The organism is Streptomyces sp. NPDC056738 (genome assembly GCF_042790435.1).
GTDB lineage: Bacteria > Actinomycetota > Actinomycetes > Streptomycetales > Streptomycetaceae > Streptomyces.
In genome coordinates this window covers 205609-224106 of record NZ_JBHTZF010000009.1, presented here as the reverse complement: position 1 = coordinate 224106, position 18498 = coordinate 205609, and the positions used below count along the sequence as shown (strand labels likewise).

Here is an 18498-nt window from a genome sequence, read left to right as displayed (position 1 = left end):
TACGCTCATGACATGTATGCCTGGCCCGCTTCTGAGGTCCCCGCCCTGCCTGGTGAGGGCCGCGACCTCCGGATCCACGACACCGCGACCGGTGGGCTCGTCACCCTTGCCCCCGGTCCCGTCGCCCGTATCTACGTGTGCGGCATCACGCCGTACGACGCCACCCACATGGGACACGCGGCGACCTACAACGCGTTCGACCTCGTGCAGCGCGTGTGGCTCGACACCAAGCGGCAGGTTCACTACGTCCAGAACGTGACGGACGTCGACGACCCGCTGCTGGAGCGGGCCGAGCGCGACGGCGTCGACTGGGTGGGACTCGCCGAGAAGGAGACCGCCCTCTTCCGCGAGGACATGACCGCCCTGCGGATGCTGCCGCCGCGCCACTACATAGGCGCCGTCGAGGCGATACCCGGCATCGTGCCGCTCGTCGAGCGGCTGCGGGACGCCGGAGCCGCCTACGAACTCGAAGGCGACGTGTACTTCTCCGTCGAGGCCGACCCCGACTTCGGCAAGGTGTCCAACCTGGACGCCGCCACGATGCGCCTGCTCTCCGCCGAACGCGGCGGCGACCCGGACCGGCCCGGCAAGAAGAACCCCCTCGACCCGATGCTGTGGATGGCCGCCCGCGAGGGCGAGCCGAGCTGGGACGGCGGCTCACTGGGCCGCGGCCGTCCCGGCTGGCACATCGAGTGCGTCGCCATCGCCCTCGACCACCTCGGCATGGGCTTCGACGTCCAGGGCGGCGGCTCCGACCTCGCCTTCCCGCACCACGAGATGGGCGCCTCGCACGCCCAGGTGCTGACCGGCGAGTTCCCCATGGCCAAGGCGTACGTCCACGCCGGCATGGTTGCCCTGGACGGCGAGAAGATGTCGAAGTCCAAGGGAAACCTCGTCTTCGTGTCCCGGCTGCGGCGTGACGGGGTCGACCCCGCCGCCATCCGGCTGGCGCTGCTCGCGCACCACTACCGGTCCGACTGGGAGTGGACGGACGCCGTCCTGGAGGAGGCCGTCGCGCGCCTGGAGGACTGGCGGGCCGCGGTGTCGCGTCCCGACGGGCCGTCCGCCGACGCGCTCGTCGAGGAGATCCGCGCCGCGCTCTCCGAGGACCTCGACGCACCGGCCGCGCTCGCCGCGGTCGACCGCTGGGCCGCGCTCCAGCACGAGACGGGCGGCACGGACGAGGGCGCCCCCGGCGTCGTCTCGCGGGCCGTCGACGCCCTTCTCGGCGTCGCGCTGTAGAACCCCTGTCCTGCCGCGCTCCCACGAGCGCGGCGGGACACCCGAGTGCCGGGCGGAGATCCTCCGCCCGGCACTCTTCGTGTTCCTGGAGCCCCGCGCCTACCTGGTCACGATGACGGACTGGAGGGCGCCGGTACCGGTGTCGTAGATCCCGTGGACCTGCTGCCCGAAGGCGAAGGCCCTCTGGACCACGTCATGGGTGACGGGGTCGGGGTGCACGAGGCGGCGCCAGCCGTTGTCGATGAACAGGTACAGCGCCCGCGGCTGGCCCGGGAGCGGGGTCACGACGTCCTGGAAGTGCTGGGCCGTGCCGATGGCCAGCGCCCGGGCCTCGACGGCGCTCGGCAGGATCATCGGCTCACCCTGCTGGATCTGCTGGATCTGCTGGATCTGCTGGCTCTGGTGCTGCTGCCCGCCGAGCTGCTGGAGCAGTTGCTGGAACGGCTGCTGCCGGCCGAGCTGCTGGAGCTGCTGCTGCAGGTGCTGCGGAACCTGCTGCCCGATCTCGTGCCGGTCGAAGGGCTGCTGGAACTGCTGCCCCGTCTGCGTCTGATCGGCCGGCATCTGCTGACCGATGGGCATCTGCTGGCCGATGCCCATCTGCTGCCCGAACGGCGTCTGCTGCCCGAACGGCTGCTGTTGGGCGATGCCCTGCTGCTGGTACGGCGACGTGCTCGGGTACTGCTGCTGGTAGGGCGACGTGCTCGGGTACTGCTGCTGTCCCTGCTGCCCTTGCTGGCTCATCTGCGGGATCACGCTCATGCGGGGGTGCCACCTTCCATCCGTGGTTGGTTGCGTTCCGTCCCGGTCCGGTGGGACCACGTCCTCAGCCCGTGACGACCAGGCCGACGATCTCGTCGTCCGAGAACCAGACCCGTACATCGGGCCGTCCCGCCGCGAAGGCGGCGTGCACCGCCTGCCGGATCTCGGCGGACGGCCGGTCGAGGTTGCGCCAGGCGCCGGACACGTACAGCCGGAGCCTCGGCGGGAGTTCGTGCGGATACGGCAGCAGCTCGTCCCAGTACCGCTCGGCGCGGCCCGAGCCGACCGCCTCCGGCAGCAGCCGGGTCACCGCCGCCTTGATGTCGGGCCGGCTGCCGATCCGCTGGGACGCGGGCCGGCCCGGCGCGTCCTGCTGCGGGGAACCCGTGCCCCGCAGCAGGACGCGCGCACGTTCCGAGGACATCGGTGGCCGGCCCGCGGCCTTGAGCATGCCCTGCAGCGCGGCCAGGGCGCCGACCACCACCGGGGAGGCGGAAGACGTCCCCGAGAACGTGTCCGTGTACCAGGTGATCTCCTCGGCCCCGCCCTGCAGATCGCCGGGCCGGTCCCAGAAGCCACCGGTGGTCGTGACCTCGCGTCCCCAGCCCTGGGCGTCCACGCGGGCGCCGTAGTTGGAGAACGCGAGCCGTGAACGGTCCGGCCCGTGGTCGCGGCCGTGGGTGCCGGGCGGCGGCGCGCCCGCGCCGACCAGGATCGCCCCGGAGGACGGGTTGGAGGGGTTGAAGGGATTGCGCCACCACTCGGGGAACTCCGCCGGCCGGCGTTCGTAGAGCGCGTCGTCCAGCGACTCGCCGCCGTTGCCGGCGGCCGCCACCACGAGGATGCCCCGGGAGGTCGCGTCCTGGATGGCCGCGAAGTCGTCGGGCCACCACTCCAGCGTGATGTAGCCCTCCTGGCTGTCGCGCTCCTCGAAGTCGAACCGGGGCCCCGGAGCGTGCAGTTCGACGAGGACGATGTCGCCGGGGCCCAGCCGCTCCGCCGCCGCGTGGATCGCCGCGGCCGTCCCGATGCCCCGGAACGACGCGGCCGCCGTCACGGCCTCCGGCGCGATGCCGGTGATCCCGTGCTCGTTGCGGTCCCCGCCGATCACGCCGATGACCGCGGTGCCGTGGTTGCGCCAGGCGAGGTCCGTGTGCGGCGTGCCCACGACCACCCCGGCGAGCTTCGACGCCAGGTCCTCGTGCCCGAGCTGCCAGGCACCCTCGACGTCGATCACCGTGACGCCCCGGCCCGCACCGCCCGGCCGCTGCCACGCCCAGTACGCGTCGACGCCCTCGGGTGCCGGGCGCAGGTAGCCCTGCCTGCTGGTGAAGTCGGGGGTGACCGGCGCCCCCTCCTTCAGCCGCCGGCCCTCGTCGGCGCTCCGGCCGGTCCACGCCGCCGGTTCCGGTGCCGCGGGAACGGCACCGGGCTTCACGTACGCCGCGTCGATGCCCGGCAGCGCGGCGATCCGGGCCCGCAGCTCCTGGGCGCGGCTGCGCGCGCCGCGCAGCCGGTAGAACAGCGCGAGGTCGGGCCCGCTGCCGGTGCCCGCCTCCGTGGACTGCCGGAGCCGGTCCTCGCTGCCGAACAGCGGCTCCAGGACGAGCTGTTCGTCGCTGAGGAACATGTCGAGGGCGGAGACGTCGGCGCCCGCCGCCGACCGCACGCCCTCGGCCCCGGCGCGCAGCCTGGCCTCCGGACGGGCGACGACGATCAGCTCCTGCTCGGCTCCTCGGTAGGTGAATCCGGCTCCGTCGGGCCCCGGCCCGGTCGTTCCCGGGCCTCGCGCCGGCTGTACCTGGTCGGTCATCGCGTACCGCTCCCTTCGATCCCTGGGGTGCCGGTCCCTGCGTGTGCCGTACGCCGCACAACCTGGCACGCCCCCGGCATCCCGTCCACCCCGAATTCGCCAACTTGGTTTGGGAACAAGTTGAATTGGGCAACGTGTGCAATCCGTCCTGAAACAGATGTCACGCCGCATTCACGCCAAAGGCCAAGGAGGCGGATGGGGTGTGGTGGGACGGCAGCGGCGTCCGGACACGCGGAAGGGGCGGTACGCGCGTGACGCGTACCGCCCCTTCCCGGCCCGTCGGGCCGTGTCCTCGATCCCCGCGGCTCGGCCGGGAGTTCAGCTCTCGGAGGAGTCCGTCCCGTCCGAGGTGTCCGGCGTGTCACCGGACCCGGGCCCGGATCCCGGCGTGCCGGGCGTGTCCGAAGGGCCCGGGGAGTCCTCGGAGCCCGGTGCGCGGTCCTGCGCGTCCGCGCCGGCGCCGTCGTCCGTCGCCTTCAGCGGTTCCCCGGCCCCGGTGTCCTGTCCGGCCTCCGACTCCGGGCGCTGGGGCAGCGGTGGCCGGGAGCGGCCGCCGGGGGTGTCACGGAGGTACGAGGCCGGCTCGCCGCTCTCCGTCGCGTGGCCCGGAGAACCGGCCGTCGGTCCGCCGCCGTCCCTGCGGCGCAGATAACGCTCGAACTCGCGGGCGATGGCCTCGCCGGACGCCTCCGGCAGCTCGGCGGTGTCCCGGGCCTCCTCCAGCGTCTGCACGTACTCGGCGACCTCACTGTCCTCGGCGGCGAGCTGGTCGACGCCGAGCTGCCAGGCCCGCGCGTCCTCGGGCAGCTCGCCCAGCGGGATGCGCAGGTCGATGAGGTCTTCCAGACGGTTCAGCAGCGCCAGCGTCGCCTTCGGGTTGGGCGGCTGAGACACGTAGTGCGGTACGGCCGCCCACAGGGACACGGCGGGTACGCCCGCGTGCGTGCACGCCTCCTGGAGGATGCCGACGATGCCCGTGGGGCCCTCGTACTTGGTCTCCTCCAGATCCATCGTGCGGGCCAGGTCGGAGTCCGAGGTGACACCGCTGACCGGCACCGGACGGGTGTGCGGGGTGTCGCCGAGCAGCGCGCCCAGGATCACCACCAGCTCCACGCCCAGTTCGTGCGCGAAGCCGAGCAGTTCGTTGCAGAACGAGCGCCAGCGCATCGACGGCTCGATGCCCCGGACCAGCACCAGGTCGCGCGGCTTCTCGCCGCCGATCCGGACCACCGACAGACGCGTGGTCGGCCAGGTGATCTTGCGTACGCCACCGTCCAGGAACACGGTGGGGCGGTTCACCTGGAAGTCGTAGTAGTCCTCGGCGTCCAGCGCCGCGAACACCTCGCCCTTCCATTCCCGGTCCAGGTGCGCGACCGCGGCGGAGGCGGCGTCGCCGGCGTCGTTCCAGCCCTCGAACGCGGCCACCATGACTGGGTCGATCAGCTCGGGAACCCCCTCCAGCTCGATCACCCAGCGCCTCCTTCCGATCTGCCCTCGCGTACGCCTCAACCTTACGGCGTGCCGAGGGGACCTCCGCAGCCCCCTTGCACGGGGGAGTGAACGGATCACTGCCCCGTCGAAGGCCCGGAAACACGCGAGCCCGCCACCGCGCCGCACCCGCCCGTCCGGGCCGCCGCCCGCCAACTCGTCCGCCCGCCATCGGCGTTGCCGTGCGGGAGACGGCCTCGGAGCACGCGGGCGCCCACCACAGGGGTGAGGGGCGGCACCCCCCGTGGGAGCCGCCCCTCACCCGTCCGTGGAGGCCTACTTGCCGTCGAGCAGGTCCTGCACCCTGCCGCGGACCTCGTCCGTGGCCAGACCCCGGATCGTCAGCGTCGTACGGCGGCGCAGCACGTCGTCCGCCGTCTCGGCCCACTCGTTGTCCCGGGCGTAGACGACCTGTGCCCAGATCTCCGGTGCGTCGGGGTGGACGCGCTCGCCGAGCGCCGGGTTCTCGTTCGCCAGCCGGGCGATGTCGAAGGCCAGCGAGCCGTAGTGGGTGGCGAGGTGCCGGGCCGTGTCGGCGGCCATGCGCGGACCGGGCGCGGGACCGTCCACCAGCAGGCGGTGGGCGACCGCGCGCGGGTTGGCGACACCCGGGAGCGGCAGCTTGCGCGGCAGCTCCGAGATCGGCTCGAAGTCCTCGCCGAGCGGCCGGCCCGGCAGCGCCTCCAGCTTCTTCATGACGGTCCGGCCGATGTGCCGGAAGGTGGTCCACTTGCCGCCCGCGACGGACAGCATGCCGCCGCGGCCCTCCGTGACGACCGTCTCGCGCTTGGCCTTCGACGTGTCGCCGGGACCGCCCGGCAGCACCCGCAGGCCCGCGAAGGAGTAGGTGATCAGGTCGCGCGAGAGCTGCTGGTCGCGGATGGAGAACGCGGCCTCGTCGAGTATCTGCGCCGTGTCCTTCTCGGTGACCGCGACGTCCGCCGGGTCGCCCTCGTACTCCTCGTCGGTGGTGCCGAGCAGCAGCATGTCCTCCCAGGGGAGGGCGAAGGTGATGCGGTACTTGTCGATCGGGGTGGCCAGCGCGGCCTTCCACGGAGAGGTGCGCTTGAGGACCAGGTGCGCGCCCTTGGACAGCCGGATCGACGGCGCCGCGTTCGGGTCCTCCAGCTTGCGCAGGTGGTCGACCCACGGGCCGGTCGCGTTCAGCACGAGACGGGCGTTCACGCCGAACTCGTCGCCGGACAGCCGGTCCCGCAGCTCCGCGCCCGTCACCCGGCCCCGGGTGAAGCGCAGGCCCGTGACCTCGGCGTGGTTCAGGACCGCGGCCCCCGACTCGACGGCGGCGCGGACCGTCATGAGGGCCATGCGGGAGTCGTTCATCTGGTCGTCGCCGTACACGGCCACGGCCTTGAGGTTGTCGGTGCGCAGCTCGGGCACGTCCTGCGCGGCCTTGGAGGGGCTGAGCAGGTGTCCGACGCCGTCACCGAACGCCGACAGCGCGGAGTAGGCGAAGACGCCCGCCCCGAGCTTCGCCGCGCCGTGCGGCCCGCCCTTGTACACGGGGAGGTAGAACGTGAGCGGATTCGCCAGGTGGGGTGCCACCTGGCGGGAGACCGCACGGCGCTCGAAGTGGTTCTCCGCCACCAGCTTCACCGCGCCGGTCTGCAGGTAGCGCAGCCCGCCGTGGAGGAGCTTGGAGGACGCGGAGGAGGTGGCGCCGGCGAAGTCGCCGGCGTCGACCAGAGCCACCCGCAGCCCGGACTGCGCGGCGTGCCAGGCGGTGGAGATGCCCAGGATGCCGCCGCCGATGACGAGAAGGTCGTACGTCGCCTTGGAGAGCTGCTCCCGGGTCTCGGCGCGGCTCGGGTTGGAGCCGGAGGCCGGGTGCGTACCGAGGGCAGGCACGGACTGCAGGGTGGACTGGCTGGTCATTGCGGGTTCTTACTCCTCGTCAGTTCTCGTCTTCGATCCAGCCCATGGTCCGCTCGACGGCCTTGAGCCAGCTCTTGTACTCACGGTCGCGGACGTCCGCGGCCATGTTGGGGGTCCATTCCGCGGCCCGGCGCCAGTTGGCGCGCAGGTCCTCGGTGTTGGTCCAGAAGCCGACGGCCAGACCGGCGGCGTAGGCGGCGCCGAGGCAGGTGGTCTCGGCGACCATCGGGCGCACCACGGGGGCGTCCAGGACGTCGGCCAGGGTCTGCATCAGCAGGTTGTTGGAGGTCATGCCGCCGTCGACCTTGAGCGCCGTGAGCTCGACGCCGGAGTCCTTGGTCATGGCGTCACTGATCTCACGGGTCTGCCAGGCGGTGGCCTCCAGGACGGCGCGCGCGATGTGCGCCTTGGTGACGTACCGGGTCAGGCCGGCGATCACACCGCGGGCGTCGGGACGCCAGTACGGGGCGAACAGACCGGAGAAGGCCGGCACGAAGTAGGCGCCGCCGTTGTCCTCGACCGAGGACGCGAGGGTCTCGATCTCGGCGGCGGACTGGATCAGGCCCATCTGGTCGCGCATCCACTGCACCAGCGAGCCGGTGACGGCGATGGAGCCTTCCAGGGCGTAGACCGGATCCTGGTCGCCGATCCGGTAGCCGACCGTGGTCAGCAGGCCCGAGTACGAGTTGATGATCTTGTCACCGGTGTTCATCAGCATGAACGTGCCGGTGCCGTACGTGGACTTGGCCTCGCCCTCGGCGAAACAGGTCTGGCCGAACAGGGCCGCCTGCTGGTCGCCGAGCGCGGAGGCGACCGGGATGCCGCCGAGCAGCTCGCCGAGCGGGCCGCCGGTGACCTCCCCGTACACCTCGGCGGAGGAGCGGATCTCCGGCAGCATCGCCAGCGGGACGCCGATCGACTCGGCGATCTTCTCGTCCCAGGCCAGGGTGTGCAGGTTCATCAGCATGGTGCGCGAGGCGTTGGTGACGTCGGTGACGTGCTTGCCGCCGTCGGGACCACCGGTCAGGTTCCAGATGACCCAGGTGTCCATCGTGCCGAAGAGGATGTCCCCGGCCTCGGCGCGCTCGCGCAGGCCCTCGACGTTGTCGAGCAGCCAGCGCGCCTTCGGGCCGGCGAAGTACGACGCGAGGGGCAGGCCGGTCTCGCGGCGGAAGCGGTCCTGGCCGACGTTGCGGCCGAGTTCCTTGCACAGCGCGTCGGTGCGGGTGTCCTGCCAGACGAGCGCGTTGTGGACGGGCTCACCGGTGTTCTTGTCCCACAGCAGCGTGGTCTCGCGCTGGTTGGTGATGCCGATGGCCTTGATGTCGTCACGGGTGATGCCGGCCTTCGAGATGGCCCCGGCGACGACCTCCTGGACGTTGGTCCAGATCTCGGCGGCGTCGTGCTCGACCCAGCCCGGCTTCGGGAAGATCTGCTCGTGCTCCTTCTGGTCGACGGAGACGATGCGTCCGTCGCGGTCGAAGACGATGCAGCGCGACGAGGTGGTGCCCTGGTCGATGGCGGCGATGAAGGGGCCGGCGGTGTGTGCGTCGGTCACGGTGTGCTCCTGGTTTCCGTGGGAGAGGGGCTGTATACGGCGCGGTGCTTCAAAGCGGTGCTGTGCGGCTCATGGTGCATGGGGCGCGGCTTCCAAGCGTGCTGGAGCGGGGGCTCCTAGGCGAAGGCGACGTTGTATATGCCTGCCGCGATCGCGCCGCCGATGAGCGGGCCGACGACCGGGATCCAGGCGTAGCTCCAGTCGGAACCACCCTTGTTGGGCAGGGGGAGCAGGGCGTGCACGATGCGCGGACCGAGGTCACGGGCCGGGTTGATCGCGTAGCCGGTGGGGCCACCGAGGGAGAGACCGATGCTCACCACCACGAAGGAGGTGATCAGGGCGCCGAGGACGCCGAGGCCGTCGCCGTTGTTGTTCAGTCCCTGCGTGAGGATCGCGAGGATCAGCACGACGGTCCCGATGATCTCGGTGGCGAGGTTCTGCACGGCGTTGCGGATCTCGGGGCCGGTGGAGAAGACGCCGAGCACCGGGCCGGCGGCCGCCTCCTCGGCCTCGACGGCCTTCGCGACCTTCTCCTCGGGAACCCCGACGATCTCGCTGTCGGTGAGGTGCGCGAGGAACTGGCCGTAGTAGGCCACCCAGACCAGTACCGCGCCGATCATGGCGCCGAGAAGCTGCCCGCCCCAGTAGGTGGCGAGGTTGCTGTAGTCGTCGTCCTTGATCGCGAGGGCGAGGCTCACGGCCGGGTTGAGGTGCGCGCCCGAGAGCGGCGCCGAGATGTAGACCGCGGTCATGACCGCGAAGCCCCACCCGAAGGCGATGGCCAGCCATCCGGCGGCTCGCGCCTTGGAGGCCTTCAGCGTGACGGCGGCGCACACGCCACCGCCGAGCAGGATGAGAACGGCGGTACCGATGGTCTCGCCGATGAAGATGTCGGAGCTGGACACCCGCGACTCCTTTGTCCTTCGTCCAGGGGAAGCCGAACCCCGGGTCCCACCGGTGGTTCGTGCTCTCGGGGAGTGAGAGCGATGTCGGCCCTGGCATTGGCACACCCTAACGCTTATTGCCGGTAGGTGTTCGACAATGCCGACCGATGGACGGGAGTCTTGCTCTCGCTTCGTCGACTCGTCAAGGGTTCGGTTATCGAAAGCGCGATCGTTATTGATTGCTGTGTGCTATCGATGCGTCGCCGCACGTCGCAGGGCATGCGAAAGAGGCCGGGAAGCATTCCGCTTCCCGGCCTCGAACCCAGCTGACCCCGGCCCTCACCCGGTACGAAAACGGGACCGAGGTGTGTGAAAAAGACCGCCGCGCGACGGACGCGTCAGCACCGCCGGCCGGGCGTGCCCACACAGGGGCCGCCCCGAGGGCGCTGTACGCGCCGGTACGGCCCCGCGAACGCCGTTCGCGTCAGAACCGCCCCGCGCCCAGGTCGCGCGACACCGCGCGGGCGCAGTCGCGTACCGCGGCGATCAGCTCCGGACGCAGCTCACCGTCCTTGCACACCCGCTCCACGGCCCCGGTGATGCCCACCGCGCCGACCGGCATGCGCCGCCGGTTGTGGATCGGGGCGGCGACCGAGGCGACACCCGTCCACGTCTCCTCGACGTCCTCCGCGTACCCCCGCGCGCGGGTCACGTCGAGAACGACCTCGAAGTCGTCCAATTCGCTGATCGTCCGCGGGGTGAACGGCTTGCGCTCGACCTCCAGAACCTCGCTGTGCGCCACCGGGTCGTAGGCGGACAGCACCTTGCCCAGGGCCGTGGAGTGCAGCGGCTGCATCGCCCCCACCTCCAGCACCTGGCGGCTGTCGTCGGGCCGGAAGACGTGGTGCACGATCAGCACGCCCTGCTGGTGCAGCACGCCCAGATAGACGCTCTCGCCGCTGGAGCGCGCCAGGTCGTCCGTCCACACCAGGGCGCGCGCCCGCAGTTCGTGCACGTCGAGATACGTGGTGCCCAGCCGCAGCAGCTCGGCGCCGAGCTGATAGCGCCCCGAGGCCGAGTCCTGCTCGACGAACCCCTCCTGCTGGAGGGTGCGCAGGATGCCATGGGCCGTACCCTTGGCCAGGCCGAGCGAGGAGGCGATGTCCGACAGGCCGAGCTGTCGCTCGCCGCCCGCGAGCAGCCGCAGCATCGCCGCTGCCCGTTCGAGCGACTGGATGTTCCGTGCCATCGCCGTGCTGCCTCCGTCCCCTTCGACCGTCGGCGCGACTGCCCGCAGCCGTTCGGCAATGTCGAACACTACCGGTCGTCACCGAGCTCCCGCCAATGGGTCGTCGCCCCGCGTTCCGACCGTCTCCACACCGCCGTCACCCACGCCACGCCCGTCCGCCTCGTGGACGCCCATGCCTCATCCGCGGTGCTCCGGGCTACCCTGACGGCGTGCGCCTTCCATGGGAAGCGCAAAGCCGACAGCCGTCGCACTCCAGGGAGCACCTTCATGGCCTCGTTGCCGAACCCGTCCCTTTCGTCCGGTCTTTCCGAAGGCCGTGAGCGAACCGACGCACTCCGAGAAGCGCTCGCCACCCGTGTCGTGGTGGCCGACGGCGCGATGGGCACGATGCTTCAGGCGCAGGACCCGACCCTCGAGGACTTCGAGAACCTCGAAGGCTGCAACGAGATCCTCAACATCACCCGCCCCGACATCGTGCGCTCCGTCCACGAGGCCTACTTCGAGGTCGGCGTCGACTGCGTCGAGACGAACACCTTCGGTGCGAACCACTCCGCCATGGCCGAGTACGACATCGCGGACCGCGTGCACGAACTCTCCGAGGCCGGCGCCAGGATCGCCCGCGAGGTCGCCGACGCGTTCGGCGCCCGCGACGGCCGCCAGCGCTGGGTCCTGGGCTCCATCGGCCCCGGCACCAAGCTGCCGACCCTCGGCCACGTCTCCTACGGCACCCTGCGCGACGGCTTCCAGGCCAACGCCGAGGGCCTGCTCGCCGGCGGCGCCGACGCCCTGATCGTCGAGACCACCCAGGACCTGCTCCAGACGAAGTCCTCCGTCCTCGGCGCGCACCGCGCCATGGAGGCCACCGGCGTCCGCGTGCCCCTGCTGGTCTCGATGGCCTTCGAGACCACCGGCACCATGCTCCTCGGCTCCGAGATCGGCGCCGCGCTGACCGCGCTGGAACCGCTCGGCATCGACATGATCGGCCTGAACTGCTCGACCGGCCCCGCCGAGATGAGCGAGCACCTGCGCTACCTCACCCGGCACTCCCGCATCCCCCTGCTGTGCATGCCGAACGCCGGCCTGCCGGTCCTGACGAAGGACGGCGCCCACTTCCCGCTGGACGCCGAGGGACTCGCCGACGCCCAGGAGAACTTCGTACGGGACTACGGCCTCTCCCTGATCGGCGGCTGCTGCGGCACCACCCCCGAGCACCTGCGCCAGGTGGTCGAGCGGGTCAACGGCCTCACGCCCGTCGAGCGCAACCCGCGGCCCGAGCCCGGCGCCGCCTCCCTCTACCAGACGGTCTCCTTCCGCCAGGACACCGCCTACATGGCGATCGGCGAGCGCACCAACGCCAACGGGTCGAAGAAGTTCCGCGAGGCCATGCTGGAAGCCCGCTGGGACGACTGCGTCGAGATGGCCCGCGACCAGATCCGCGAGGGCGCGCACATGCTCGACCTGTGCGTCGACTACGTCGGCCGCGACGGTGTCGCCGACATGGACGAACTCGCCGGCCGCTTCGCCACCGCCTCCACCCTGCCCATCGTGCTGGACTCCACCGAGGTCGACGTCCTGCGCGCCGGCCTGGAGCGCCTGGGCGGCCGGGCGGTCCTCAACTCGGTCAACTACGAGGACGGCGACGGACCCGAGTCCCGCTTCGCCAAGGTGACCCGGCTCGCCCGCGAGCACGGCGCCGCGCTCATCGCCCTGACCATCGACGAGGAGGGCCAGGCCCGCACGGTGGAGACCAAGGTCGCCATCGCCGAACGGCTCATCGAGGACCTCACCACCAACTGGGGCATCCACGAGTCCGACATCCTCATCGACTGCCTGACCTTCACGATCTGTACGGGCCAGGAGGAGTCCCGCAAGGACGGCATCGCGACCATCGAGGCCATCCGCGAGCTCAAGCGCCGCCGCCCCGACGTCCAGACCACGCTCGGCCTGTCCAACATCTCCTTCGGCCTCAACCCGGCCGCCCGCATCCTCCTCAACTCCGTCTTCCTCGACGAATGCGTCAAGGCCGGCCTGGACTCGGCGATCGTGCACGCCTCCAAGATCCTGCCGATCGCCCGCTTCAGCGAGGAGGAGGTCACCACCGCCCTCGACCTCATCCACGACCGGCGCGCCGAGGGCTACGACCCGCTGCAGAAGCTCATGGCCCTGTTCGAGGGCGCCACCACCAAGTCCCTCAAGGCGGGCAAGGCCGAGGAACTGGCCGCCCTCCCGCTGGACGAGCGCCTGAAGCGCCGGATCATCGACGGCGAGAAGAACGGCCTGGAGGCCGACCTCGCCGCCGCCCTCGAGGACCGCCCCGCCCTCGACATCGTCAACGAGACCCTCCTCGACGGCATGAAGGTCGTCGGCGAACTGTTCGGCTCCGGCCAGATGCAGCTCCCCTTCGTCCTCCAGTCCGCCGAGGTCATGAAGTCGGCCGTCGCCTACCTCGAACCCCACATGGAGAAGTCGGACGCGGAGGGCAAGGGCACCATCGTCCTGGCCACCGTGCGCGGCGACGTCCACGACATCGGCAAGAACCTCGTCGACATCATCCTGTCCAACAACGGCTACAACGTCGTCAACCTCGGCATCAAGCAGCCGGTCTCCGCGATCCTGGACGCCGCCGAGGAACACAAGGCCGACGTCATCGGCATGTCGGGACTCCTGGTCAAGTCCACGGTGATCATGAAGGAGAACCTGGAGGAGCTCAACCAGCGAGGCATGTCCGCCGACTACCCCGTCATCCTCGGCGGTGCGGCCCTGACCAGGGCCTACGTCGAACAGGACCTCCACGAGATCTACCAGGGCGAGGTCCGCTACGCCCGCGACGCCTTCGAGGGCCTGCGCCTCATGGACGCCCTCATCGGCGTCAAGCGCGGAGTCCCCGGCGCCGTACTGCCCGAACTCAAGCAGCGCCGGGTCCGCGCCACCGCGTCCGCCCCGATCGAGGAGCGCCCGCAGGAGGGCCACGTCCGCTCCGACGTCTCCACCGACAACCCCGTCCCCAAGACCCCCTTCACCGGCACCCGCGTGATCAAGGGCATCCAGCTCAAGGAGTACGCCTCCTGGCTGGACGAGGACGCCCTGTTCAAGGGCCAGTGGGGCCTCAAGCAGGCCCGCGTCGGCGACGGCCCCACCTACGACCAGCTCGTCGAGACCGAGGGCCGGCCCCGGCTGCGCGGACTGCTCGACCGGCTCCAGCGCGACAACCTGCTGGAAGCCGCCGTGGTCTACGGCTACTTCCCCTGCGTCTCCAAGGACGACGACCTGATCATCCTCGACGACCAGGGCAACGAGCGGACCCGCTTCACCTTCCCCCGCCAGAGCCGCGGCCGCCGGTTGTGCCTCGCCGACTTCTTCCGCCCCGAGGAATCCGGCGAGACCGACGTCGTCGGACTCCAGGTCGTCACCGTCGGCTCCCGCATCGGCGAGGAGACCGCCAAGCTCTTCGAGGCCAACGCCTACCGCGACTACCTCGAACTGCACGGCCTGTCCGTCCAGCTCGCCGAGGCCCTCGCCGAGTACTGGCACGCCCGCGTCCGCTCCGAACTGGGCTTCGCCGGCGAGGACCCCGACGAGATCACCGACATGTTCGCCCTCAAGTACCGCGGCGCCCGCTTCTCCCTCGGCTACGGCGCCTGCCCCAACCTGGAGGACCGCGCCAAGATCGCGCAGCTCCTGGAACCCGAGCGCATCGGCGTCCACCTCTCCGAGGAGTTCCAGCTCCACCCCGAGCAGTCGACCGACGCCATCGTCATCCACCACCCGGAGGCCAAGTACTTCAACGCACGGTGACGGTCCCGACGCGCCGCGGCCCGCGCCACGACGCACACTGATCGGATAAGTCGTACACTGGTCGGTCCACCGCAGGCCGGTTGTCCCCTGGCTCATCAGGGCACAGCCGGCCTGATCGTCCCTCAAGGAGGTGCGCCAGGATGACCAGTACGGTCCCCGCGCTCGGAACCCGTACGGCCGAAGGCTCAGCCCTGCAGGCCGTGCTCCTCGACATGGACGGAACCCTGGTGGACACCGAGGGCTTCTGGTGGGACGTGGAGGTCGCGGTCTTCGCGGCCCTCGGGCACGCGCTGGACGAGTCCTGGCGCCATGTGGTCGTCGGCGGCCCCATGACCCGCAGCGCCGGATTCCTCATCGAGGCCACCGGCGCCGACATCACCCTCCCCGAACTGTCCGTGCTGCTCAACGACGGTTTCGAGGAGCGCATCGGCCACTCGCTGCCGCTGATGCCGGGCGCCGCCAGACTCCTCGCCGAACTCGCCGCGCACGAGATCCCCACCGCCCTCGTCTCCGCCTCGCACCGGCGGATCATCGACCGCGTCCTGGGCGCGATCGGCTCCCACTTCTTCGCCCTGACCGTCGCCGGCGACGAGGTCGAACGGACCAAGCCGTTCCCCGACCCCTACCTCCTCGCGGCCGCCCGGCTCGGCGCCGAACCGGCCCGCTGCGCCGTCATCGAGGACACCTCGACCGGTGTCGCCTCCGCCGAGGCGGCGGGCTGCCAGGTCGTCGCCGTGCCCTCCGTCGCGCCCATCGCCCCGGCCGCCCGCCGCACGGTCGTGCATTCCCTCGAAGAGGTCGACCTGCCCTTTCTGCACCGTCTGATGACAAAAGCCATCTGACTGATCACTGAACGCCGAACAGCCCATCACTCAGCGTGCGGATCGCCGTGCGCGGGAAAGTCACGGCCCTTCCGTGTGGTAAGCGCGGGCGAGGGACTGCCGGAATGCATAACGGGGCGGATCAACGAATTCCGGGTGCGTCTCAATCAATTTTATGGTGTGACGTTCACCACGTGACGGAGGGTCGACAGCAAGGCCGACTTGTGCCCGCCCCGCCCATTCGTGAAGGTCCGGTGTGCCCTTGTGTCCCGATTGATGGAACGCTGCACTAATCCTTCCCGTGTCGGGTTATCGGTGCGTCCACGCCCGGTTTCGCAGCGTGAGCGGAAGAGCGCTCCCGCACAGGCCGGCCGACCTTGTGGTGCGGACTAATGTCATCGCGAGAACATCGCCGTATCCCCGTGACCGAGCCGCGCCACCCCTGCATGCCGGTTCGCGGAACCTACAGCTCTGGAGAAACACGAGCATGAACCGCAAGACTTTGGTGCTGCCGGCCGTGGTCGGCCTGCTCGCCCCAGTGCTCGCCGCGTGCGGCGGGTCCGCCAGCGGGGGCGACAGCGGGGATGCCATCGTTGTCGGTACCACGGACCAGTTCACCGCCTCGAAGGACGCCCCGGCGCCCTTCGACCCGGCGTACGCCTACGACGTCGGCACCTGGAACGTGCTCCGTCAGACCGTGCAGACGCTGATGGTGCAGCCGCGTGGTGACGGTGACCCGCAGCCCGAGGCCGCCGAGAAGTGCGGCTTCACCGACAGCGGCAACGAGCGCTACGTGTGCACGCTGCGCGAGGGCCTTGAGTTCTCCAACGGTGACGCGATCACCGCCAAGGACGTCAAGTTCTCGATCGACCGCGCCAGGGCCATCAAGGCCGACTCGGGCGTCTTCGCCCTGCTCTCGACCATCGACACCGTCGAGACCCGCGGCGACCGCGAGGTGATCTTCCACCTCAACAGCGCCGACGCGACCTTCCCGTTCAAGCTGTCGACCCCGGTCGCCGGCATCGTGAACCCGAACGACTACGAGAAGAACAAGCTGCGCGACGGCTTCTCGGTCGACGGTTCCGGCCCCTACACCGTGGAGACCGAGGTCAAGGACGACACCGTCGTCAAGGCCGTCTTCACGAAGAACTCCCACTACAAGGGGCAGTTGAAGGTCAAGAACTCCAAGGTCGAGCTGCGCTCCTACACGAGCGCGGACGACATGGGCACCGCCCTCGAAAAGGGCGACATCGACCTGATGACCCGCTCCATGACGCCGGACCAGATCAACAAGCTGGACAACGCGTCGGGCGGCAACATCAACCTGAACGAGATGCCGGGCCTCGAAATCCGCTACCTCGCCTTCAACACGAACTCCGCCTCGGTGAAGTCGACGGCCGTCCGTCAGGCGATGGCGCAGATCATCAACCGCGGCGAACTCGTCTCCAAGGTCTACGGATCGCAGGCCGAGCCGCTCTACTCGATGGTCCCGGCGACCATCGCGGGCCACGCCAACGCCTTCATCAACAAGTACGGCGACCCGAGCGTCAGCAGGGCCCAGGCGCTGCTCACCAAGGCCGGCATCAGCACCCCGGTCAAGGTCACCCTTCACTACACGACCGACCACTACGGTTCGGCCACCGAGAAGGAGTTCGAGGTCCTGAAGTCGCAGCTCAACAAGAGCGGCCTCTTCGACGTCAGCATCCAGGGCACGACCTGGGACAAGTTCGTCCCCGCCGAGCGCGCCGGCAAGTACGACGTCTGGGGCATGGGCTGGTTCCCCGACTTCCCCGACGCCGACAACTACCTGGCGCCGTTCCTCGACAAGGACAACTTCCTCAAGTCGCCCTACTCGAACTCCGACATCATCAAGAACCTCATCCCCGCCTCCCGGCGCGAAGAGGACCGCACCTCCTCCAAGGCCCTCACGACCATGCAGGACATCGTCGCCAACGACGTCCCGCTGATCCCGCTCTGGCAGGGCAAGCAGTACATCGCCGCGCGTGACGACATCACGGGCTCGGAGTGGGCGCTCAACTCGTCCTCCACGCTCCAGCTCTGGGAGCTGGGCCGAGGCGTCAGCGAGTAACCTGCCCCACCGACCCGGGGCCGACAGGTCCCGGGCCCGACCCGGGACCCGACGACGGTCCCGGGTCCTTCGGGTTCACAGACCCGGGTCCGCCGGGTCCGTACAACCCCGTGCGACGCCCAACCGCGCGACGTCAAAGGGCGCCCGTTCCACAAAGGAACGGGCGCCCTTTCACATTCGTATCCGCATTCACACCCGACGGAGGGGTGTACGACCCGTCGGCCCGGGCCCTACTGCGCCCCGGGACGCACCAGCCCACTCTCGTACGCGTACACCGCGGCCTGCACCCGGTCGCGCAGCCCCAGCTTCGTCAGAACATGCCCCACATGCGTCTTGACCGTGGTCTCGCTGACGAACAGATCGGCCGCGATCTCCGCGTTCGACAGACCACGCGCCACCAGCTTCAGCACCTCGACCTCACGATCGGTCAACGTGTGCAACGTGTCCGGAACCGGCTCGTCCCCCGACGGAAGATGACCCGCGTACTTGTCCAGCAGCCGCCGCGTGATGCTCGGCGCGAGCATCGCCTCACCCGCCGCGACCACCCGGATCGCCTGCACCAGCTCATTGGCCGGCGCGTCCTTGAGCAGGAACCCACTGGCACCCGCCCGAAGCGCCTCCACCACGTACTCGTCGAGGTCGAACGTCGTCAGCACCAGAACCTTCGCCGGACCGTCCCGGCCCGGACCCGTGATCTGCCGCGTCGCCTCGACACCGTCCATCCGCGGCATACGGATGTCCATCAGAACCACATCGGGCTGCAGGGCACGCACCTGATCGAGTGCCTGGAGACCGTCACCGGCCTCGCCGACGACCGCCAGGTCCGGCTCCGCTTCCAGAATCATCCGGAAGCCGGTGCGCAGCAGCGGCTGGTCGTCGACCAGTAGGACGCGGATGGCCACGT

The 18498-nt window shown here is 70.2% G+C and carries 12 protein-coding genes; 4 read left to right on the top strand and 8 right to left on the bottom strand.

What is annotated here, in order from left to right:
• The first annotated feature begins 12 nt into the window (after window positions 1–12).
• Window positions 13–1242: a cysteine--1-D-myo-inosityl 2-amino-2-deoxy-alpha-D-glucopyranoside ligase gene (gene mshC / locus ACFRIC_RS24465; RefSeq protein WP_382789234.1), complete on the top strand. Its 1230-nt coding sequence runs from the start codon at window positions 13–15 to the stop codon at window positions 1240–1242.
• Window positions 1243–1341: 99 nt separating this feature from the next.
• On the opposite strand, the gene ACFRIC_RS24460 is transcribed toward mshC, so the two are convergent.
• From ACFRIC_RS24460 to ACFRIC_RS24430, 7 genes are all read right to left on the bottom strand, one after another.
• Entirely contained in the window at window positions 1342–2004 is a 663-nt protein-coding gene (locus tag ACFRIC_RS24460; RefSeq protein ID WP_382789231.1) for a hypothetical protein, read from the bottom strand.
• A gap of 64 nt (window positions 2005–2068) precedes the next feature.
• Complete coding sequence (locus ACFRIC_RS24455) at window positions 2069–3817, bottom strand: S8 family peptidase (protein WP_382789228.1); 1749 nt, start codon at window positions 3815–3817, stop codon at window positions 2069–2071.
• A 318-nt stretch (window positions 3818–4135) separates the two neighbouring features.
• Entirely contained in the window at window positions 4136–5287 is a 1152-nt protein-coding gene (locus ACFRIC_RS24450; protein ID WP_382789226.1) for a PAC2 family protein, read from the bottom strand.
• Between the two features lie 294 nt (window positions 5288–5581).
• Complete coding sequence (locus tag ACFRIC_RS24445) at window positions 5582–7198, bottom strand: FAD-dependent oxidoreductase (RefSeq protein WP_382789223.1); 1617 nt, start codon at window positions 7196–7198, stop codon at window positions 5582–5584.
• A gap of 19 nt (window positions 7199–7217) precedes the next feature.
• Window positions 7218–8756 (bottom strand): glycerol kinase GlpK, encoded by a 1539-nt coding sequence (gene glpK / locus ACFRIC_RS24440; RefSeq protein ID WP_382789220.1) that lies wholly within the window; start codon window positions 8754–8756, stop codon window positions 7218–7220.
• Between the two features lie 116 nt (window positions 8757–8872).
• Entirely contained in the window at window positions 8873–9661 is a 789-nt protein-coding gene (locus ACFRIC_RS24435) for an MIP/aquaporin family protein (RefSeq protein WP_382789217.1), read from the bottom strand.
• A gap of 463 nt (window positions 9662–10124) precedes the next feature.
• Window positions 10125–10889, bottom strand: a complete 765-nt coding sequence (locus tag ACFRIC_RS24430) for an IclR family transcriptional regulator (RefSeq protein ID WP_355774955.1) — start codon at window positions 10887–10889, stop codon at window positions 10125–10127.
• A gap of 267 nt (window positions 10890–11156) precedes the next feature.
• Here ACFRIC_RS24430 and metH point away from each other — a divergent pair, with 267 nt between their 5' ends.
• The 3 genes from metH (at window position 11157) to ACFRIC_RS24415 (ending at window position 17594) form a co-directional block, all read left to right on the top strand.
• A complete protein-coding gene (metH, locus tag ACFRIC_RS24425; protein ID WP_382789213.1) occupies window positions 11157–14684 on the top strand; it encodes a methionine synthase in 3528 nt (1175 codons plus the stop codon).
• Window positions 14685–14824: 140 nt separating this feature from the next.
• The gene (locus ACFRIC_RS24420; protein WP_382789211.1) at window positions 14825–15526 is read left to right on the top strand and encodes an HAD family hydrolase; all 702 of its coding nucleotides are present in this window, start codon (window positions 14825–14827) and stop codon (window positions 15524–15526) included.
• A 466-nt stretch (window positions 15527–15992) separates the two neighbouring features.
• Window positions 15993–17594: an ABC transporter substrate-binding protein gene (locus tag ACFRIC_RS24415; protein ID WP_382789208.1), complete on the top strand. Its 1602-nt coding sequence runs from the start codon at window positions 15993–15995 to the stop codon at window positions 17592–17594.
• Window positions 17595–17824: 230 nt separating this feature from the next.
• Here ACFRIC_RS24415 and ACFRIC_RS24410 read toward each other — a convergent pair whose 3' ends face one another.
• Window positions 17825–18496, bottom strand: a complete 672-nt coding sequence (locus ACFRIC_RS24410) for a response regulator transcription factor (RefSeq protein WP_037628456.1) — start codon at window positions 18494–18496, stop codon at window positions 17825–17827.
• Window positions 18497–18498 lie beyond the last annotated feature (2 nt).